This is a genomic window from Pseudomonas sp. GNP013 (genome assembly GCF_054343995.1).
This window is the reverse complement of record NZ_JBTGUT010000001.1, coordinates 4,455,767-4,470,529: the sequence shown is the minus strand read 5'-3', so window position 1 is coordinate 4,470,529 and position 14,763 is coordinate 4,455,767. Positions and strand designations below refer to the sequence as shown.

Annotated in this window: 9 protein-coding genes; 1 reads left to right on the top strand and 8 read right to left on the bottom strand. The window is 62.8% G+C overall.

Features of this window, described 5'->3' with window-relative positions; translation table 11 throughout:
- Nucleotides 1-60: 60 nt before the first annotated feature.
- The 4 genes from urtD to urtA all read right to left on the bottom strand — a co-directional run bounded on the left by urtD (nucleotide 61) and on the right by urtA (nucleotide 4,865).
- A complete protein-coding gene (gene urtD / locus ACXX81_RS19760; protein ID WP_209988037.1) occupies nucleotides 61-894 on the bottom strand; it encodes an urea ABC transporter ATP-binding protein UrtD in 834 nt (277 codons plus the stop codon).
- The gene (urtC, locus tag ACXX81_RS19755) at nucleotides 891-1,958 is read right to left on the bottom strand and encodes an urea ABC transporter permease subunit UrtC (RefSeq protein WP_322212522.1); all 1,068 of its coding nucleotides are present in this window, start codon (nucleotides 1,956-1,958) and stop codon (nucleotides 891-893) included. Before urtC ends, urtD begins: the two co-directional genes overlap by 4 nt.
- Nucleotides 1,958-3,460: an urea ABC transporter permease subunit UrtB gene (gene urtB / locus ACXX81_RS19750; protein WP_458572248.1), complete on the bottom strand. Its 1,503-nt coding sequence runs from the start codon at nucleotides 3,458-3,460 to the stop codon at nucleotides 1,958-1,960. Before urtB ends, urtC begins: the two co-directional genes overlap by 1 nt.
- Nucleotides 3,461-3,599: 139 nt before the next feature.
- Nucleotides 3,600-4,865 (bottom strand): urea ABC transporter substrate-binding protein, encoded by a 1,266-nt coding sequence (urtA, locus tag ACXX81_RS19745; protein WP_209988044.1) that lies wholly within the window; start codon nucleotides 4,863-4,865, stop codon nucleotides 3,600-3,602.
- Nucleotides 4,866-5,190: 325 nt separating this feature from the next.
- On the opposite strand from urtA, the gene ACXX81_RS19740 reads away from it, so the two are divergent.
- Nucleotides 5,191-9,762 (top strand): hypothetical protein, encoded by a 4,572-nt coding sequence (locus tag ACXX81_RS19740; protein ID WP_458572247.1) that lies wholly within the window; start codon nucleotides 5,191-5,193, stop codon nucleotides 9,760-9,762.
- A gap of 4 nt (nucleotides 9,763-9,766) precedes the next feature.
- Here the strand turns inward: ACXX81_RS19740 and ACXX81_RS19735 are convergent, their stop codons facing one another.
- From ACXX81_RS19735 to ACXX81_RS19720, 4 genes are read right to left on the bottom strand one after another with little or no spacing between them, the layout of a single operon-like run.
- The gene (locus ACXX81_RS19735) at nucleotides 9,767-10,777 is read right to left on the bottom strand and encodes a FecCD family ABC transporter permease (protein WP_458572246.1); all 1,011 of its coding nucleotides are present in this window, start codon (nucleotides 10,775-10,777) and stop codon (nucleotides 9,767-9,769) included.
- Nucleotides 10,774-11,721 carry an ABC transporter substrate-binding protein gene (locus tag ACXX81_RS19730; RefSeq protein WP_322212525.1) on the bottom strand — a complete coding sequence of 316 codons (948 nt, stop codon included), beginning with the start codon at nucleotides 11,719-11,721 and terminating at the stop codon, nucleotides 10,774-10,776. Before ACXX81_RS19730 ends, ACXX81_RS19735 begins: the two co-directional genes overlap by 4 nt.
- Nucleotides 11,718-12,506, bottom strand: a complete 789-nt coding sequence (locus ACXX81_RS19725) for an ABC transporter ATP-binding protein (RefSeq protein ID WP_458572245.1) — start codon at nucleotides 12,504-12,506, stop codon at nucleotides 11,718-11,720. The genes ACXX81_RS19730 and ACXX81_RS19725 overlap by 4 nt, the downstream gene beginning before the upstream one ends.
- Nucleotides 12,507-12,563: 57 nt before the next feature.
- Nucleotides 12,564-14,672 carry a TonB-dependent receptor gene (locus ACXX81_RS19720; RefSeq protein ID WP_458572244.1) on the bottom strand — a complete coding sequence of 703 codons (2,109 nt, stop codon included), beginning with the start codon at nucleotides 14,670-14,672 and terminating at the stop codon, nucleotides 12,564-12,566.
- Nucleotides 14,673-14,763: the final 91 nt, after the last annotated feature.

Genomic DNA, 14,763 nt, shown 5'->3' with positions numbered 1-14,763 from the left:
TCCTCAAATCGTGCGGGTGCCTGGCTTCTGTGGCAAGCAGGTGTGCATACCACGCACTTTTCAGCGACCGAGGTAAACCTCGATCACCCGCTCGTTTTCCTGCACCTGTTCCAGCGACCCTTCGGCCAGCACGCTGCCCTGGTGCAACACGGTCACGTGATCGGCAATCGAACCGACAAAGCCCATGTCGTGCTCCACCACCATCAGCGAATGCTTGCCCGCCAGGCGCTTGAACAGCTCGGCGGTGAACTCGGTTTCGGCGTCGGTCATGCCTGCCACCGGTTCATCCAGCAGCAGCAGTTGCGGGTCCTGCATCAGCAGCATGCCGATTTCCAGAAACTGTTTTTGCCCGTGGGACAGCAACCCGGCCGGGCGCTGCGCCGAGGCGGTCAGGCGAATGGTCTCGAGCACTTCCTCAATGCGGTCCTTCTGCTCGCCACTCAGGCGCGCACGCAGGCTGGCCCATACCGACTTGTCGGTCTTCTGCGCCAGCTCCAGGTTTTCGAACACGCTGAGCGCTTCGAACACCGTGGGCTTCTGGAACTTGCGACCGATGCCGGCCTGGGCGATCTGCACTTCGCTCATGCTGGTCAGGTCCAGGGTTTCGCCGAACCAGGCCTTGCCGTGGCTGGGGCGGGTCTTGCCGGTGATCACGTCCATCAGCGTGGTTTTGCCTGCGCCGTTGGGGCCGATAATGCAGCGCAGTTCGCCGACACCGATGTACAGGTTCAGATCGTTGAGCGCCTTGAAACCATCGAAACTGACGCTGATGTCTTCCAGGGTCAGGATCGTGCCGTGGCGCGTATTGAGGCCCTTGCCTGCGGCCTGGCCGAGGCCGATGGCATCGCGGCCGCTGCCCGCATCGAAGATAGGTTCCAGCATGACGTTCCTCATTTTTTCAGCAGCCCGATCACGCCCTTGGGCAGGTACAGGGTGACGATGATGAACAGCGCCCCAAGAAAGAACAGCCAGTATTCCGGGAAGGCCACGGTGAACCAGCTCTTCATGCCATTGACCACGCCGGCGCCGAGCAGCGGCCCGATCAGCGTGCCGCGTCCGCCCAGCGCCACCCACACGGCGGCTTCGATCGAGTTGGTCGGCGACATTTCGCTGGGGTTGATAATACCCACCTGCGGCACATACAAGGCCCCGGCCAGGCCGCACAACACCGCGCTCAGCACCCACACGAACAGCTTGAAACCGCGCGGGTCGTAGCCGCAGAACATCAGGCGGTTCTCGGCATCGCGCAGGGCGGTGAGTACCCGGCCGAACTTGCTTTGCGCCAGGCGCCAGCCGATGTACAGGCTGGCGATCAGCAGCAGCACGGTGGCAATGAACAGCGCCGCGCGGGTGCCGGGCTCGGTGATGCCGAACCCGAGGATGCTGCGGAAATTGGTGAAGCCGTTATTGCCGCCAAAGCCGGTCTCGTTGCGAAAGAACAGCAGCATTCCAGCGAAGGTCAGCGCCTGGGTCATGATCGAGAAATACACGCCCTTGATCCGCGAGCGAAACGCGAAGAAGCCGAACACCAGAGCGAGCAATCCGGGAGCGAGCACCACCAGGCACAGGGCCCAGAGGAAATGGTCGGTGCCGGCCCAGTACCAGGGCAATTCCGTCCACGACAAAAAGGTCATGAACGCCGGCAGCTCATCGCCGGACGCCTGGCGCATCAGGTACATGCCCATGGCATAACCGCCGAGGGCGAAGAACAGGCCGTGGCCGAGGGACAGCATCCCTGCATAGCCCCACACCAGGTCCAGGGCGAGGGCGACAATCGCATAGCAAAGGATCTTGCCCACCAGCGTCAGGGTGTAGGCGGAAACATGAAAGGCGTTTTCCGGCGGCAACAATGACAGCAGCGGCAGGGCCAGCAGCACCGCGAGGATCACCACGCCCACCGCAATCGTCACCTTGGGGCCGGCCTTTTGCGTGGCCGTGAGCATCAATGGCTGGTTCATCAGTCGATCACCCGTCCTTTCAGTGCGAAGAGTCCCTGCGGACGTTTCTGGATAAACAGAATGATCAGCGCGAGGATCAGGATCTTGCCGAGCACCGCGCCGATCTGCGGCTCCAGAATCTTGTTGGCGATGCCCAGCCCGAACGCGGCCATGACGCTACCGGCCAACTGGCCGACGCCGCCCAACACCACCACCAGGAACGAGTCGATGATGTAGCTCTGGCCTAGGTCCGGGCCGACGTTGCCGATCTGGCTCAGCGCCACGCCGCCCAGGCCTGCGATGCCGGAGCCGAGGCCAAAGGCGAGCATGTCCACGCGCCCGGTGGGTACGCCGCAGCAGGCGGCCATGTTGCGGTTCTGGGTGACGGCGCGCACGTTGAGGCCCAGGCGCGTCTTGTTCAGCAGCAGCCAGGTCAGCACCACCACGAACAGCGCGAAGGCGATGATCACCATGCGGTTGTACGGCAGCACCAGGTTGGGCAGCACTTGAATGCCACCGGACAGCCACGCGGGGTTGGCCACTTCGACGTTCTGCGCGCCGAACACCAGGCGCACCAGTTGGATCAGCATCAGGCTGATGCCCCAGGTGGCGAGCAGGGTTTCCAGTGGGCGGCCATAGAGGTGACGAATCACCGTGCGTTCCAGCGCCATGCCGATGCAGGCAGTCACGAAGAACGCCACCGGCAGTGCGATCAGCGGGTAAAACTCGATGGCGGCGGGCACGTAGCGCTGCATCAGCAGTTGCACCACATAGGTGGAGTAGGCGCCGAGCATCAGCATCTCGCCGTGGGCCATGTTGATCACGCCAAGCAGGCCGAAGGTGATCGCCAGGCCCAGCGCGGCCAGTAGCAGGATCGAGCCCAGGGACATGCCGCTGAACGCCTGGCCGAGGATCTCGCCAAACATCAGCTTGCGTTTGACCTGGGCCAGGCTGGTCTCGGCGGCGGTGCGCACGGCGGCATCGGTTTCCACGCCGGGCGCCAGCAGCGCCTCAAGGCGAGTGCGGGCCAGCGGATCGCCGGTGCCGCCGAGCAGGCGCACGGCGGCCAGGCGCACCAGCGGGTCGCTGTCGACCAGTTGCAGGTTGGCCAGGGCCAGGCTGAGGGCAGTGTGCACGCCCTCGTCGGTCTCGGCGGCGACCTGCTGGTCGAGCAATTTGAGTTGCGCAGGCACGGCGCTTTTTTGCAGGGTGCGGGCGGCCGCCAGGCGCACTTTGGGATCGGCGGCAAGCAGTTGCTGGCTGGCCTGTACGTTATCGATCAGGCTGCGCAGGCGATTGTTCAGGCGTACGGTTTTGGTTTCGCCGTTGAGTGTGAGCTGGCCTTGTTGCAGGGCGTCCACCAGCTCGATGCGCGCCGGGTCAGGCTGGGCGGCCCAGTCCTGCAGCAATTTGGCTTGCTGCGCCGGGTTGGCGGCAAGGAAGTCTTCGGCGTCGCCGGCGTGTGCGGCGAAGGGCAGCAATAGCAGCAGCGTCAGGAGATAGCGTGTGAGGGCAGTGGGCATAAACAAATGTCCTGATCATGCGTGGACAGTGTGGGAGGGGGCTTGCCCCCGATAGCGGAGTGTCAGGTGAAACTTCTGTCACTGATGCACCGCCATCGGGGGCAAGCCCCCTCCCACATTTTTAACCTGTGGTGCGGCTTTAGTTGCTCTTCACCGCATAGTCCGGCTTCTTGTCATTGCCCGGAATGTAAGGGCTCCACGGCTGGGCACGGATCGGCTCTTCGGTCTGCCACACCACCTGAAACTGCCCGTCGGCCTGGATCTCGCCGATCATCACTGGCTTGTGCAGGTGGTGGTTGGTCTTGTCCATGGTCAGGGTGAAGCCGGACGGCGCGGCGAAGGTCTGGCCGGCCAGGGCTTCACGCACTTTGTCGACGTCGGTGGACTTGGCTTTTTCCGCTGCCTGCGCCCACATGTGGATGCCCACGTAGGTGGCTTCCATCGGGTCGTTGGTCACCGCTTTGTCGGCGCCCGGCAGGTTGTGTTTCTTGGCGTAGGCTTTCCAGTCGGCGACGAATTTCTTGTTCACCGGGTTCTCCACCGACTGGAAGTAGTTCCAGGCGGCGAGGTTGCCCACCAGCGGCTTGGTGTCGATGCCGCGCAGTTCCTCTTCGCCCACCGAGAACGCCACCACGGGCACGTCGGTGGCTTTCAGGCCCTGGTTGGCCAGCTCTTTGTAGAACGGCACGTTGGAATCGCCGTTGACGGTGGAGATGACGGCGGTTTTGCCGCCGGCGGAGAACTTCTTGATGTTGGCGACGATGGTCTGGTAATCGGCGTGGCCGAAGGGGGTGTAGACCTCTTCGATGTCCTTGTCCGCCACGCCTTTGGAGTGCAGGAACGAACGCAGAATCTTGTTGGTGGTGCGCGGGTAGACGTAGTCGGTTCCCAGCAGGAAGAAGCGCTTGGCGCTGCCGCCTTCTTCGCTCATCAGGTATTCCACTGCCGGGATCGCCTGCTGGTTGGGCGCCGCACCGGTGTAGAACACGTTTGGCGACATCTCTTCACCTTCGTATTGCACCGGGTAGAACAGCAGGCCGTTGAGCTCTTCGAACACCGGCAATACCGATTTGCGTGACACCGAGGTCCAGCAACCGAACACCACGGCGACCTTGTCCTGGGTCAGCAACTGACGGCCCTTCTCGGCGAACAGCGGCCAGTTCGACGCCGGGTCCACGACCACCGGCTCAAGCATCTTGCCGTTCACACCACCCTTGGCGTTGATCTCGTCGATGGTCATCAGCGCCATGTCTTTAAGGGACGTTTCGGAGATCGCCATCGTGCCGGACAACGAATGCAGGATGCCGACCTTGATGGTCTCTGCGGCCTGTGCGGTCCAGGTCAGGCCCATGGCGACGATGGAGGCGGAAAGAGTGAAAGCCTTGATCAAGCTGCGACGCTTCATGGTGCGATCTCCGAGAACCTGTTGGTGTTGTAAGGGCAGATGCAGGAGGCATTGCAAGGGGTGTGCCTAGTCGGAAAAGAGCACCTGTCGGTCGTTTCGCCAGGGGGCCTGGCGCGATGGCGCACCACAAGCGGGCAGGCGCAATTGATGGTGCGCTGCCAAGCGCCAAAATGACGCGCGTTAGCTATGTTCAAGCCAGGTTTGCAGCAGGACACCGTGGGGTACGAACCGCACAGTGTCAGCGAGAGCAACTATGTAGCGCCCGCGGCGTTGGCGACGGGAGAGGATGAAACGCTTATCCATATTGCGTTTCGAGGTTTATGTCATGGATGCACCCCTCTCCCGGGAAAAGCGCGCCACTCTCGGCACCCTGACCCCCGCTTTTCTCAGCGCCGATGATGCTGCACGCTACGTGCACGAGCGCATCCCGCGCACCGCCGAGCACGAGTACGGCAGCGTGATCCTGCAGCGGCTGTCCGATGATCTGTTTGTCGCCTCGCAACCTGTTGTTGGCCGCGCCAGCACGTTTGACTGGACCCAACTGCTGGATCGCTCCGGACCCACCGCAGACTTCATTGACCCGACCGGCTACCGGATCGTGGCCAGCCTGCATTCCCACCCGGACATCGTTCAGTCCACCAGTCAATTGAACCCGTCGTGGTCGATGCCGCAGGTCAAGGCGTTTCTCAGCTTCTATTCCGAGCCGGATATTATTTTCAACTTCACGGAGCGCGCGCGATTCAGGCTGGCCTATTTGTCTGGCCCGGACGGCGCCTTGCTCAAGTATCAGGTGCACGACGTCAAGGCTGCCGAAGGCCATGTGAATTGGTTGAAGACGCAGGGTCCCTGGACCTCACCTGACGCGCCCGATGGGACCCTGGAAGGCGCGTTCAAAAAGCTCGCCAGTGTGGGCAAATTGACGTTCCTGGTATCCAGCCCGTCATGGGGCGGCTCCGTCGGCGAGGTGCCGCAGGATTGGCAACCGCTCAGACCGTTCGCCAGCGAACCGCTGACCTTGCCCTGCGGGCCGGTGTTTCCCTCGCAGGACCTGGCGCTGAACTACGCTCAACAGCGCATTCAGCGCCAGCCCGCGTTGCAACAACAGGTGGTGATCCTGCAGCAGACGCTCTCGGAGCGTTACATCGCCAGCGAACCCGTCGCGGTCGAGCCGCTGTTCGATCCACTGCCGCCGCTCCCTGCCGGCTGCTACGTACGCGGCTTCTACGTGCAGGCGCGACCGTTGCCGGCCAATTACCCTGAACTGGAAGACTGGCTGTACAAAAACTTCATCAGCCCGATGCAGCTGGCCCGGCACATCGCCCACTACCGACATTTTGCCCTCAGCGTGCAATCAAACCTCGGTGCTTCGCTGTTCATCCGGCTACGTGATGAGGCGATCCTGTACTACCGCTTCTCTGGTTCGGCCGCCGAGTCGAAGCTGTTCGACACGTACAGCGACGGCACAGTCAATGACAACGGGCACCAGGCCAAACTCAAGGCCGGCACCTTGTTGACTCGAGCGTTCGTGCGCCAGGTGGCGCAGGCAGGTGAATTGTCGGTGCAGAAGACCAGTGCGCTGTGGGACCGCCTCGGTGTGGTCGAGGAGACGTGGGAACCCTACGCCGATTTTCCGTTGCCGGGGCTCAGTCGCCGTTTTCTGACGGCCGACGATGCGGTTCGCTACGCTCACGCCAGTATCGGCGGGCGTCGGGACAAGATGTCCGGCGGGCTCGTTTTGCAACGCAGTGACGGTCGCTTTGTGGTCACAGAACCTGTTGAGACGCCTGTGCGGGGATTGCTGCATGACGGCTGGTACCCAAAGGGCCGGTTGGGGAAAATGATTATTCTGCATGCAGGCCATCGCTTGAAAGGGCGCTATGGCGCCTGTCCAGGACTGTCGACGATGGAGACGGCCAATAGCGCCCGGCTCAAGTGGACGCACCAGGAAGCCGAACTGTATGGGCAAATGTTCACCGATCAGGAGGTCGAGGCGATTGTTCAGTCCGGGTTGCCGGGGTATTTGTCAGGGACACAGGACAGCTTGATCAGCTTCCAGCCAGGTCCCGCCCCGGGCAATTGGCGGCAGCAGTGGCAAGCCGATGCAGCCGGCGGGATGAGCCCCATCGCCAGGCAACTCGAAGACGGCAAGATCAAGCCAGCCGACGTGGTCCGCTCCCTTGTCGAGGGGGGCACCTTGCGGGTCATGACCGGCACGGCGCTGTGGGGGCCGGCCGAGAAAGTGGCAGTGGACTGGGGGCCTTTTGTTCGCGTGCTGGAGTTTCAGCGCCCGGTCGAGCTGAGTTACGGTGGGCTATTCGAAACGGCGGATGCGGCCGCGCTGGATGTCTACCATCGTCGGCCTGAGCGGGAGCAGCAGCGCTATGCCGATCAGTACTTCGCCTTTATTTTCAAGCACGAAGAAAAACAGGAGTACCTCGCCAGCGAGCTCGTGGCGACCACGCGCAAGACACCGCTGCTGTCCCTGGCGGACGTATCCGCAAACCCGGTGCCTGAAGGTTTTGGTTGCTGTGGTGTGTACTACTCCCAGCAATGGTCGAATGAAGGCAAGACGAAATGGCTGGAACGTTTTTTTATCGCGCCGCAGGATTTGAGTATTGCGATTACCCAGTTACGTAACGCCCAGTCGCCGTCGACCCGGCAGCCTTCGTTGTATATCGCACCGCCCGAAGGTGTATTGCTACGCTATCGCTCACCCTCTACCAGCGCCTTGTTTGAAGCGCAAAGCGAAGGCGATACGTTTGAGACGGTCCAGGCCAAGCTGGATAGCGGTACCCTCTCTGCACCGGAGTTTGTCCACAAGGTGGCCAATTCGGGTGACCTGCAGGTCATCCGCTACAGTCATTGCTGGGACCGCCTGGGCAAGGTAACGGGGCAGTGGCAGCCCTACGCGCATATTCAGCGTCGCCGCTTGAGCCCCGCTTTCCTGTCGATGGACGATGCTGCGCGGTATGTGCGTCGGCGTGTGCCGGTGACAGCGCGCGTTTGCTACGGCGGTGCGATCCTGCGACGCGACGATGGCTGGTTCCTGGCCACCGAGCCGGTTGTGGTGCTCAATGAAGTGTTCGATATCAAGCAGATTTTTCCTGACAGGTTGGCCGACCTGGGGCTTCATCCTGTTCTCACCTCGGTGGTTGCGCTGTATCACTCAAAGCCTGCGAGGCACATGCCGTTCCTGCTGACAGCCGAGCAGGCAGTGATCTACAGCGCCATGTTTTCCACGCGGGTCCTGGCCCAGGCCATGGCCGCCGTAGCCGATCACAGGCATCACTATTCATTGGGGGCGGACGGATCATTGATCAGCCTGCTGATAACACCTCGCTCCAGGCTGATCAGCCGTCAAAATGTGGTATTGCACCCGCAGGGCCGCCACGATTGGCTGCATGGAGAGCTTGAGCGCAAGCTTCGCTCCGGCGAGTTGACGCCTTTGGAGTATGTGAAACTAGTCGCCGGGACCTACCCATTGCAGGTGGTGGTGGGCAGCCGGATGTGGGGTGAGCCGGGCCAGGTATCGAACTGGTGGCTCCCGTTCGCTTCGGCTGTCAGTACCGATCGGGGCTACCCCATGGCTCAAACTGATCCGTCCTGTAGCGCGATCTGCGCCCAACCGGACGACGCCGCACTGTGTGTACACCAACAAGTGACGACGCGTGCCGAACTGAGTTTCGGTTACCTGCTCAAGTCCATGAAAAACGGCAACTTCACCGCGACGTTGCCAGTGGCCGACAGGGGCGCCAGGTTTGCTCATCGCCGGGTGTTCAGCGACGTCGGTTACCCCTACCGCTATGAAATGGCCGGGCTGTATTTTTGCGTGCCGCAGCACGCTGACTTTCATCCGGCGGGGTCGTCGGTGGCGGGGGCCAGCCGGTACCTGGGGCTGTTCTCGCCTGCTGATTTGAAAAGTGCGCTTGCGCTTCTGCATGCCACCGCGTCGCGCGCGGCCCTGCCGCTCTATATCTCCTGTGCGGACGGTGCGTTGCTCAAGTTCGTGATACAGGACAGGCAGTTTATCAAGCCCAATGACCTGCTCTTTTTAAGGCTGGGGTTGTTGAGTCCGCGTGATTATATTCGCCGCATGGCGTCGGCCGGGGAGCTGCGGGTGCTCCGCTCCAGCGCAAATTGGCCAGGGCTTGGCGTGGTCGGCGACGACTGGCAACTGGGCCATACACGAGCCGTTGCAGACCCGCGCGACAGCCGTTTGGTGCTGGGACCGATTCATTCCCATGCCGAAGATGCCGCGCACTATATCCATGGACGGGCGGGGACATTCAGCGGCGAACAGTATCTGGGTGCTCAACTGGCGAGCCAGGACGGTCTTTGCTACCTGCCAGTGCTTGCGCAGCCCGACGACGGTTTTCCCTCGGCAGTGGCCGAGCGATTGTTTCCTCAGGCACGCTTTGCGGGCGGACCGAGCCCCTCCCTTGCGTTCTCGCTGCCGCAGTTGCCTCAGGGTTACCAGTTGAATGCTGCTCACCTGGTGTTTCATGCGGGGCTCGACCAGCCTGAAGCGGTCGGTGAAAGTGAGTACAGACAGTACTTCGTCTCCTGGCGTGAGCTGGGGTTCTACCTTCATGAGTTGAAACGCAAGGGGCTGCCTGTAAACCGAGTCTATCTATCGGTGCGCGATGGTGCGTTGTTGAGCTATATGCCGCGGTTCAGCAATGAAGAGGCCACGCTATTCGACACTGCCGCCAAGTGGTCGAAAGACGAGGGCTACTCAGCCGATGCACCAGCCCCTTCCAGGGTTGTCATCGAGCTGGCAGGCATTGGCGAGTTGCAAGTGATTCACCCGGGACGCTTCTGGAGGCTGCAGGGCAAGGTGGAGGCGGATTTCAAGGATGTGAATGGCAGTTTCGTCCCGGACAAGGACGAACTGTGAGCCGTTAGCGCTTGCGCATCAACCCGATGAAAAACAACCCGCCAATCGCCGCCGTGGCCACGCCAATAGGCAGGTCTTCGGGGGCGATCAGGGTGCGAGCGGCCACGTCGACCCACACCAGGAACAAGCTGCCCAGCAGCGCGCACACCGGCAGCAGACGACGATGCTCGGCGCCGACCAGACGCCGCGCGATATGCGGCACCATCAGCCCGACGAAGCCGATGGAGCCGCTGATGGCCACCAGCACGCCAGTCATCAGCGAGGCCACCAGAAACACCTTCAGGCGCACTGCGCGCGCGTTGAGGCCCAGGGTCACGGCGGTCTGTTCGCCGGCCATCAATGCGTTGAGCGGTCGGGCCATACCCAGCAGAATCAGCAAGCCCAGCAGTACCGTGACGGCGGGGATCGCCAGTAATTCCCAGCGCGCCAAACCGAGGCCGCCGAGCATCCAGAACATCACCGCCGACGCCGCGCGATGGTCGCCCATGAACAGCAGCAGGTTGGCGGCGGCCATCATCACGAACGACACCGCCACGCCGCACAGCAACAGGCGATCGCTCTCCAGCCGGCCATTGCGACTGGCCACCGCCAGCACCACCAGCATGCTCGCCAGCGCGCCGATGAATGCGGCGATGGGCAGGGTCAGCAAACCGATGATTTCACCCACATGCAGCACCACGATCACCGCGCCGAGGGTGGCGCCGGATGTGACGCCGAGTAGGTGCGGGTCGGCCAGCGGGTTGCGCGTGACCGCCTGCAACACCGCGCCGATCAGCGCCAGGCCGGCACCGACCAGCGCCCCCAGCAGCATGCGCGGCACGCGGATCAGCCAGACAATATGCGCCTGCCCGGCCGGCCAGTTCACCTCGCCGAATCCAAAGGCCTTGTGCAGCAGGATGCGCCACACCACGTCCACCGGCACCCGCGCCGGGCCAAAACCCAGGGAGATCACGCAGGACACCAGCAACAGCGCACCGAGGGCGGCGAGCAACAGGGCGTAGCGACGACTGATCATTCGCCGTGGAACCCCTTGGCCAGGGTTTCCACCGCCTGCACGTTGTCGATGCCCGGCGTGGCCTGCACATAAGGGATCACGATAAAGCGCTGGTTTTTGATCGCGTCCACCCCTTGCAGCGCGGGGTTGTTGAGCAGGAATTGCTCCTTTTGGTCGGCAGTGATTTCGCTGTAGTCGACGATCACGATCACCTGCGGGTTGCGCTCCACCACGGTTTCCCAGTTGACGCGGGTCCAGCTGGCGTCAATGTCGTCGAGGATATTGCGCCCGCCAGCGGCAGCGATCAGCGCCTGCGGCATGCCCAGGCGCCCGGAGGTCATGGCGCGGTCTTCGCCACTGTCGTAGAGGAACACGCGGGGCTTGTCGGCCGGCAGGTCTTTTTGCACCTCGGCGACTTGCGCCTGCATCTGCGCGATCAGCACATTGGCGCGGTCCTGCACGTCGAAGATCTTGCCCAGGTTGCGCAGGTCGTTGTAAGTGTCGTCCAGGCTCGCGGCCTTGCGCTTCATCACGAACGCGCAGGACTCGGTCAGCTCATACACGTTGATGCCCAGGGGTTGCAGGGTGGCGGGCGTGAGGTCGCCGCCCACGCGCATGCCGTAGTCCCAGCCGGCGAAGAAGAAATCCACGTTGGCGTTGAGCAGGGTTTCCACCGACGGGTACTTGCTCGCCAGTTCCGGCAGGCCGTCGAGGATCGCGGCCATTTCAGGGGTGACCGACTTCCAGCCAGTGACGCCGCTGTAGCCGGCCATGCGCGACTTGAGGCCCAGGGCGAGCATCATCTGGGTCATGTTGATGTCATGGCTGACCGCGTGTTGCGGCGCTTCCTGGAAGGTCACGTTGCGGTTGCAGCTCTTGATGGTCACCGGGTAATGGGTGGCCTCGGCGAACGCCTGGGCGGTGCCGAACAGCAGGGCGAGAGACAGCAGTGAGCGCAGCATCATGGTTGAGTTATCCAGGTGATTCGGGGGTAGCCGGACAAGGGGTGAGTGTCGATCAGTGCCTGCACGCCAAACACGTCGTGCAGCAGTTCGGCAGTGAGGACTTCATGGGGCGTGCCGCTGGCGATGATGCGGCCGTGGTCGATCACATACAGGCGATCACAGAACGCGGCGGCCAGGTTGAGGTCGTGGATGCTGGCCAGTGTGCCGATGTGCAGGCGCTTGACCAGGCGCAGCAGCTCCAGTTGGTAACGCGGGTCGAGGTGGTTGGTCGGCTCGTCTAGGATCAGCAGGTGCGGCTCCTGGGCCAGGGCGCGGGCGAGGATCACACGCTGCTTTTCGCCGCCTGAGAGGGTGGCGAAAGCGTGGTCTTCGAAGCCTTGCATGCCAACTGATTCGAGCATGTTGCACACCAACTGCCGGTCGTGCACGGTGTCGCCATCGAACAGGCCCTTGTGGGGCGTACGGCCCATGGCGACCACTTCATCCACGCGCAGGCCGAAGGCATCGGGGAACTCCTGCAGCACCACGGCGATGCGTTGCGCGCACCATTTGGCGCTTTGCTTCCACACGTTCTGATGTTGCAGCAGTACGTCGCCCTGGTCCGGTTTGCTGAAACGATAAGCGCAGCGCAGCAGGCTGGTCTTGCCGCTGCCATTGGGGCCTATCAGCCCCACGAATTCACCGGCGGCGACGTGCAGGCTGGCGTCACACAGGTGGAACTGGTGATGACAGCTGCCGTGGTCCCGTGGGGTCCAGGTGAGGTGGGTGAGGCTCAGTGCGGTCATCAATTTTCTCAGGTGCAGTGCAGGGTCTAAAGGTGGGAGGGGGCTGTGTAATGCCGGTCAGAAGGTGTAGTCCGCCGTGACGAACAGCGAGCGCGGCTCGCCTAGGATCCACTGTTGGCCGTCGTTGTACTGGCTGACGGCGTAGGTGCGGTCAAACAGGTTGTTCAGTTGCAGGCCCAGGGTGGTGTTGCGCAGGGCCTTCCATGACACGCTGGCGTCCACCACGGTGTAGCTCGGCAGCTCGTTCTGATTGGCCATGTCGGCATAACGTGCATCGACATACCGCACGCCGGCACCGGCGCGGATGCTATCGCTCACGGCCTTGCTCAGCCACAGGTTGGCGGTACGGCGCGGCACGTCCACCGGGCGGTTGCCGTCGCGCGATACCTGCACACCGCCGACGTCCTGCTGGAAGTCGTCGTACTGCGCACGCACGAGGGCGGCGTTGGCGTGCAGCTGCCAGGCATTGGGCAGTTGCAGGTCGAGGCTGGCTTCCAGGCCACTGGAGGATTGCTGGCCGACTTGCTGCTTGAGGTTCGGGTTGCCCGGAACGTCGGTCAGCAGCTTCTTTTTCACAATGTGGTAGGCCGCCAGGGCCCAGTCGCCGCGTCCGCTCCAGAACGCCTGCTTGATGCCGATTTCGCTTTGTCTGGCCGTGGACAGGTCGAACTGCTGCTGGCCCGGGCTCAGCGAGATCAGGCCGCCGACGCCGTCGGTGCTGGTGGCGTACTGGCCATAGAGCGAGGTGTCCGGCGTGATCGCATACACCAGCCCGGCCTTCCAGTTGTTGCCGGTCAGCGTTCTGCTTGTTTGGCTGCCATCGCGCAAATCATCGCGATCGACATGGGCGTAGTCGCGGCGAATGCCGGTAACCAGTGCGAGCTGGTCGGTGAGCTGCAGGCGGTTTTCGGCAAAACCTGCGACGGTTTTGGTGGTGGTGGCGAACAGCGGTTCGAACGGATCGGCGCTGGCAAACGGCCCCGGTTGCGGGTGGTTCACGTCGATGGGCTGGCCGTTGGCAAAGGTGTCGTCAAACGGCGAGTTGCTGGCCAGGCGAAAGCGGATGCGGTTGTACTCAATGCCGGTCACGGTCTGGCTGTCGAGACCGAACAGCGTGTGCTTGAAGGTGACGGTCTGGCGATCACCCACCTGTTGCTGATTGTGCTTGATGCCGAAGTTGCCGCTGCGGGTGAGTTGGCCGTTGGTGAAGTTGTAGTTCTCGGCGTTCTGCCAGCGGCGCTGGTTTTTCAGGTAGAACAACTCGTTGGTGGCGCTGACGCTGTCGTTGATCTGCCACTCGCTGGTCAGGCGCGTCCACTGGTCGTTGTAGTGTTGGGTGTCGTTGCTGACGTTGTAGTTCTTGTCGCGCAGGCCCTTGTGCAACTGGCCGTTGATCAAGGGGGTGCCGAAGTAGTTTTGCGGTTGCTGGTCGCCGTAGTCGCTGGCGAGGGTGAAGCTCAGGGTGTCGGCCGCTTGCCAGCGCAGGGCGCCGCTGACGAAGTCGCTGGCCGAATCGCCACGGTCGATGAAACCGTTGCTGCGCAGGCGATTGAGGTTCAGGCGGTAGCTCAAGGTGTCGCTCAGCGAGCCGCCGCTGTCGAGGGCTTGCTGCTGGCGGTCGTAGGAGCCGTAGCCGAGGCGCACGTGGTTTTCGATTTCGCCTTCGAACGGTTTTTTCGGCACCGTGTTGATCACCGCGCCGGTGGCGCCTTCGCCGTACAGCACCGAAGCCGGGCCGCGCAGCACGTCTACGCGCTCCACCGACCAGGTGTCCACCGGGAAGGTCGAAGTGCCCATGCCCATGTACATGCGGTTGCCGTCGTACAGCTGCATCACCGAACCCTGGCCGGTAAAACCGCGCGCCGACAACGAGGTGCCGCCGTCGCCCGGCGAGCCGGTGCGGCTGATGCCGGTGGCACGGGAGATGGCGTCCTGCACACTGGCATCGCCACGCTGGCGAATCTGCGTGCCGGTCTGGCTTTCGACGCTGCCCGGGGTTTGCAGGGCGCTGAGGTTAAGGCGCGAGCCAGCGGTGGTCGGGGTGTTCAGGTCGACCCGTTCGTCATCCACGGCGGGCGCGGTGACGGGGCTGGCGGGCAGAGTCAGGGCCTGGGCGCTGTTGTGCAAGGCGAGCAGGCACAGGCCGGACGCTAGGTACTTGTTCATCGGTCGATCAGTCTTCCTGGGGTGTGCTCGCCGCAGGGCGCGGCGAGCAACGATAACGCACAAAGTGTTATAAGTTAACACTTATCGGCTG

What these genes read in the sequence shown, in the direction of transcription:
- urtD (WP_209988037.1), bottom strand. Translation starts at nt 894, where the DNA reads ATGAGGAACGTCATGCTGGAACCTATCTTCGATGCGGGCAGCGGCCGC.
- urtC (WP_322212522.1), bottom strand. Translation starts at nt 1,958, where the DNA reads ATGAACCAGCCATTGATGCTCACGGCCACGCAAAAGGCCGGCCCCAAG.
- urtB (WP_458572248.1), bottom strand. Translation starts at nt 3,460, where the DNA reads ATGCCCACTGCCCTCACACGCTATCTCCTGACGCTGCTGCTATTGCTG.
- urtA (WP_209988044.1), bottom strand. Translation starts at nt 4,865, where the DNA reads ATGAAGCGTCGCAGCTTGATCAAGGCTTTCACTCTTTCCGCCTCCATC.
- ACXX81_RS19740 (WP_458572247.1), top strand. Translation starts at nt 5,191, where the DNA reads ATGGATGCACCCCTCTCCCGGGAAAAGCGCGCCACTCTCGGCACCCTG.
- ACXX81_RS19735 (WP_458572246.1), bottom strand. Translation starts at nt 10,777, where the DNA reads ATGATCAGTCGTCGCTACGCCCTGTTGCTCGCCGCCCTCGGTGCGCTG.
- ACXX81_RS19730 (WP_322212525.1), bottom strand. Translation starts at nt 11,721, where the DNA reads ATGATGCTGCGCTCACTGCTGTCTCTCGCCCTGCTGTTCGGCACCGCC.
- ACXX81_RS19725 (WP_458572245.1), bottom strand. Translation starts at nt 12,506, where the DNA reads ATGACCGCACTGAGCCTCACCCACCTCACCTGGACCCCACGGGACCAC.
- ACXX81_RS19720 (WP_458572244.1), bottom strand. Translation starts at nt 14,672, where the DNA reads ATGAACAAGTACCTAGCGTCCGGCCTGTGCCTGCTCGCCTTGCACAAC.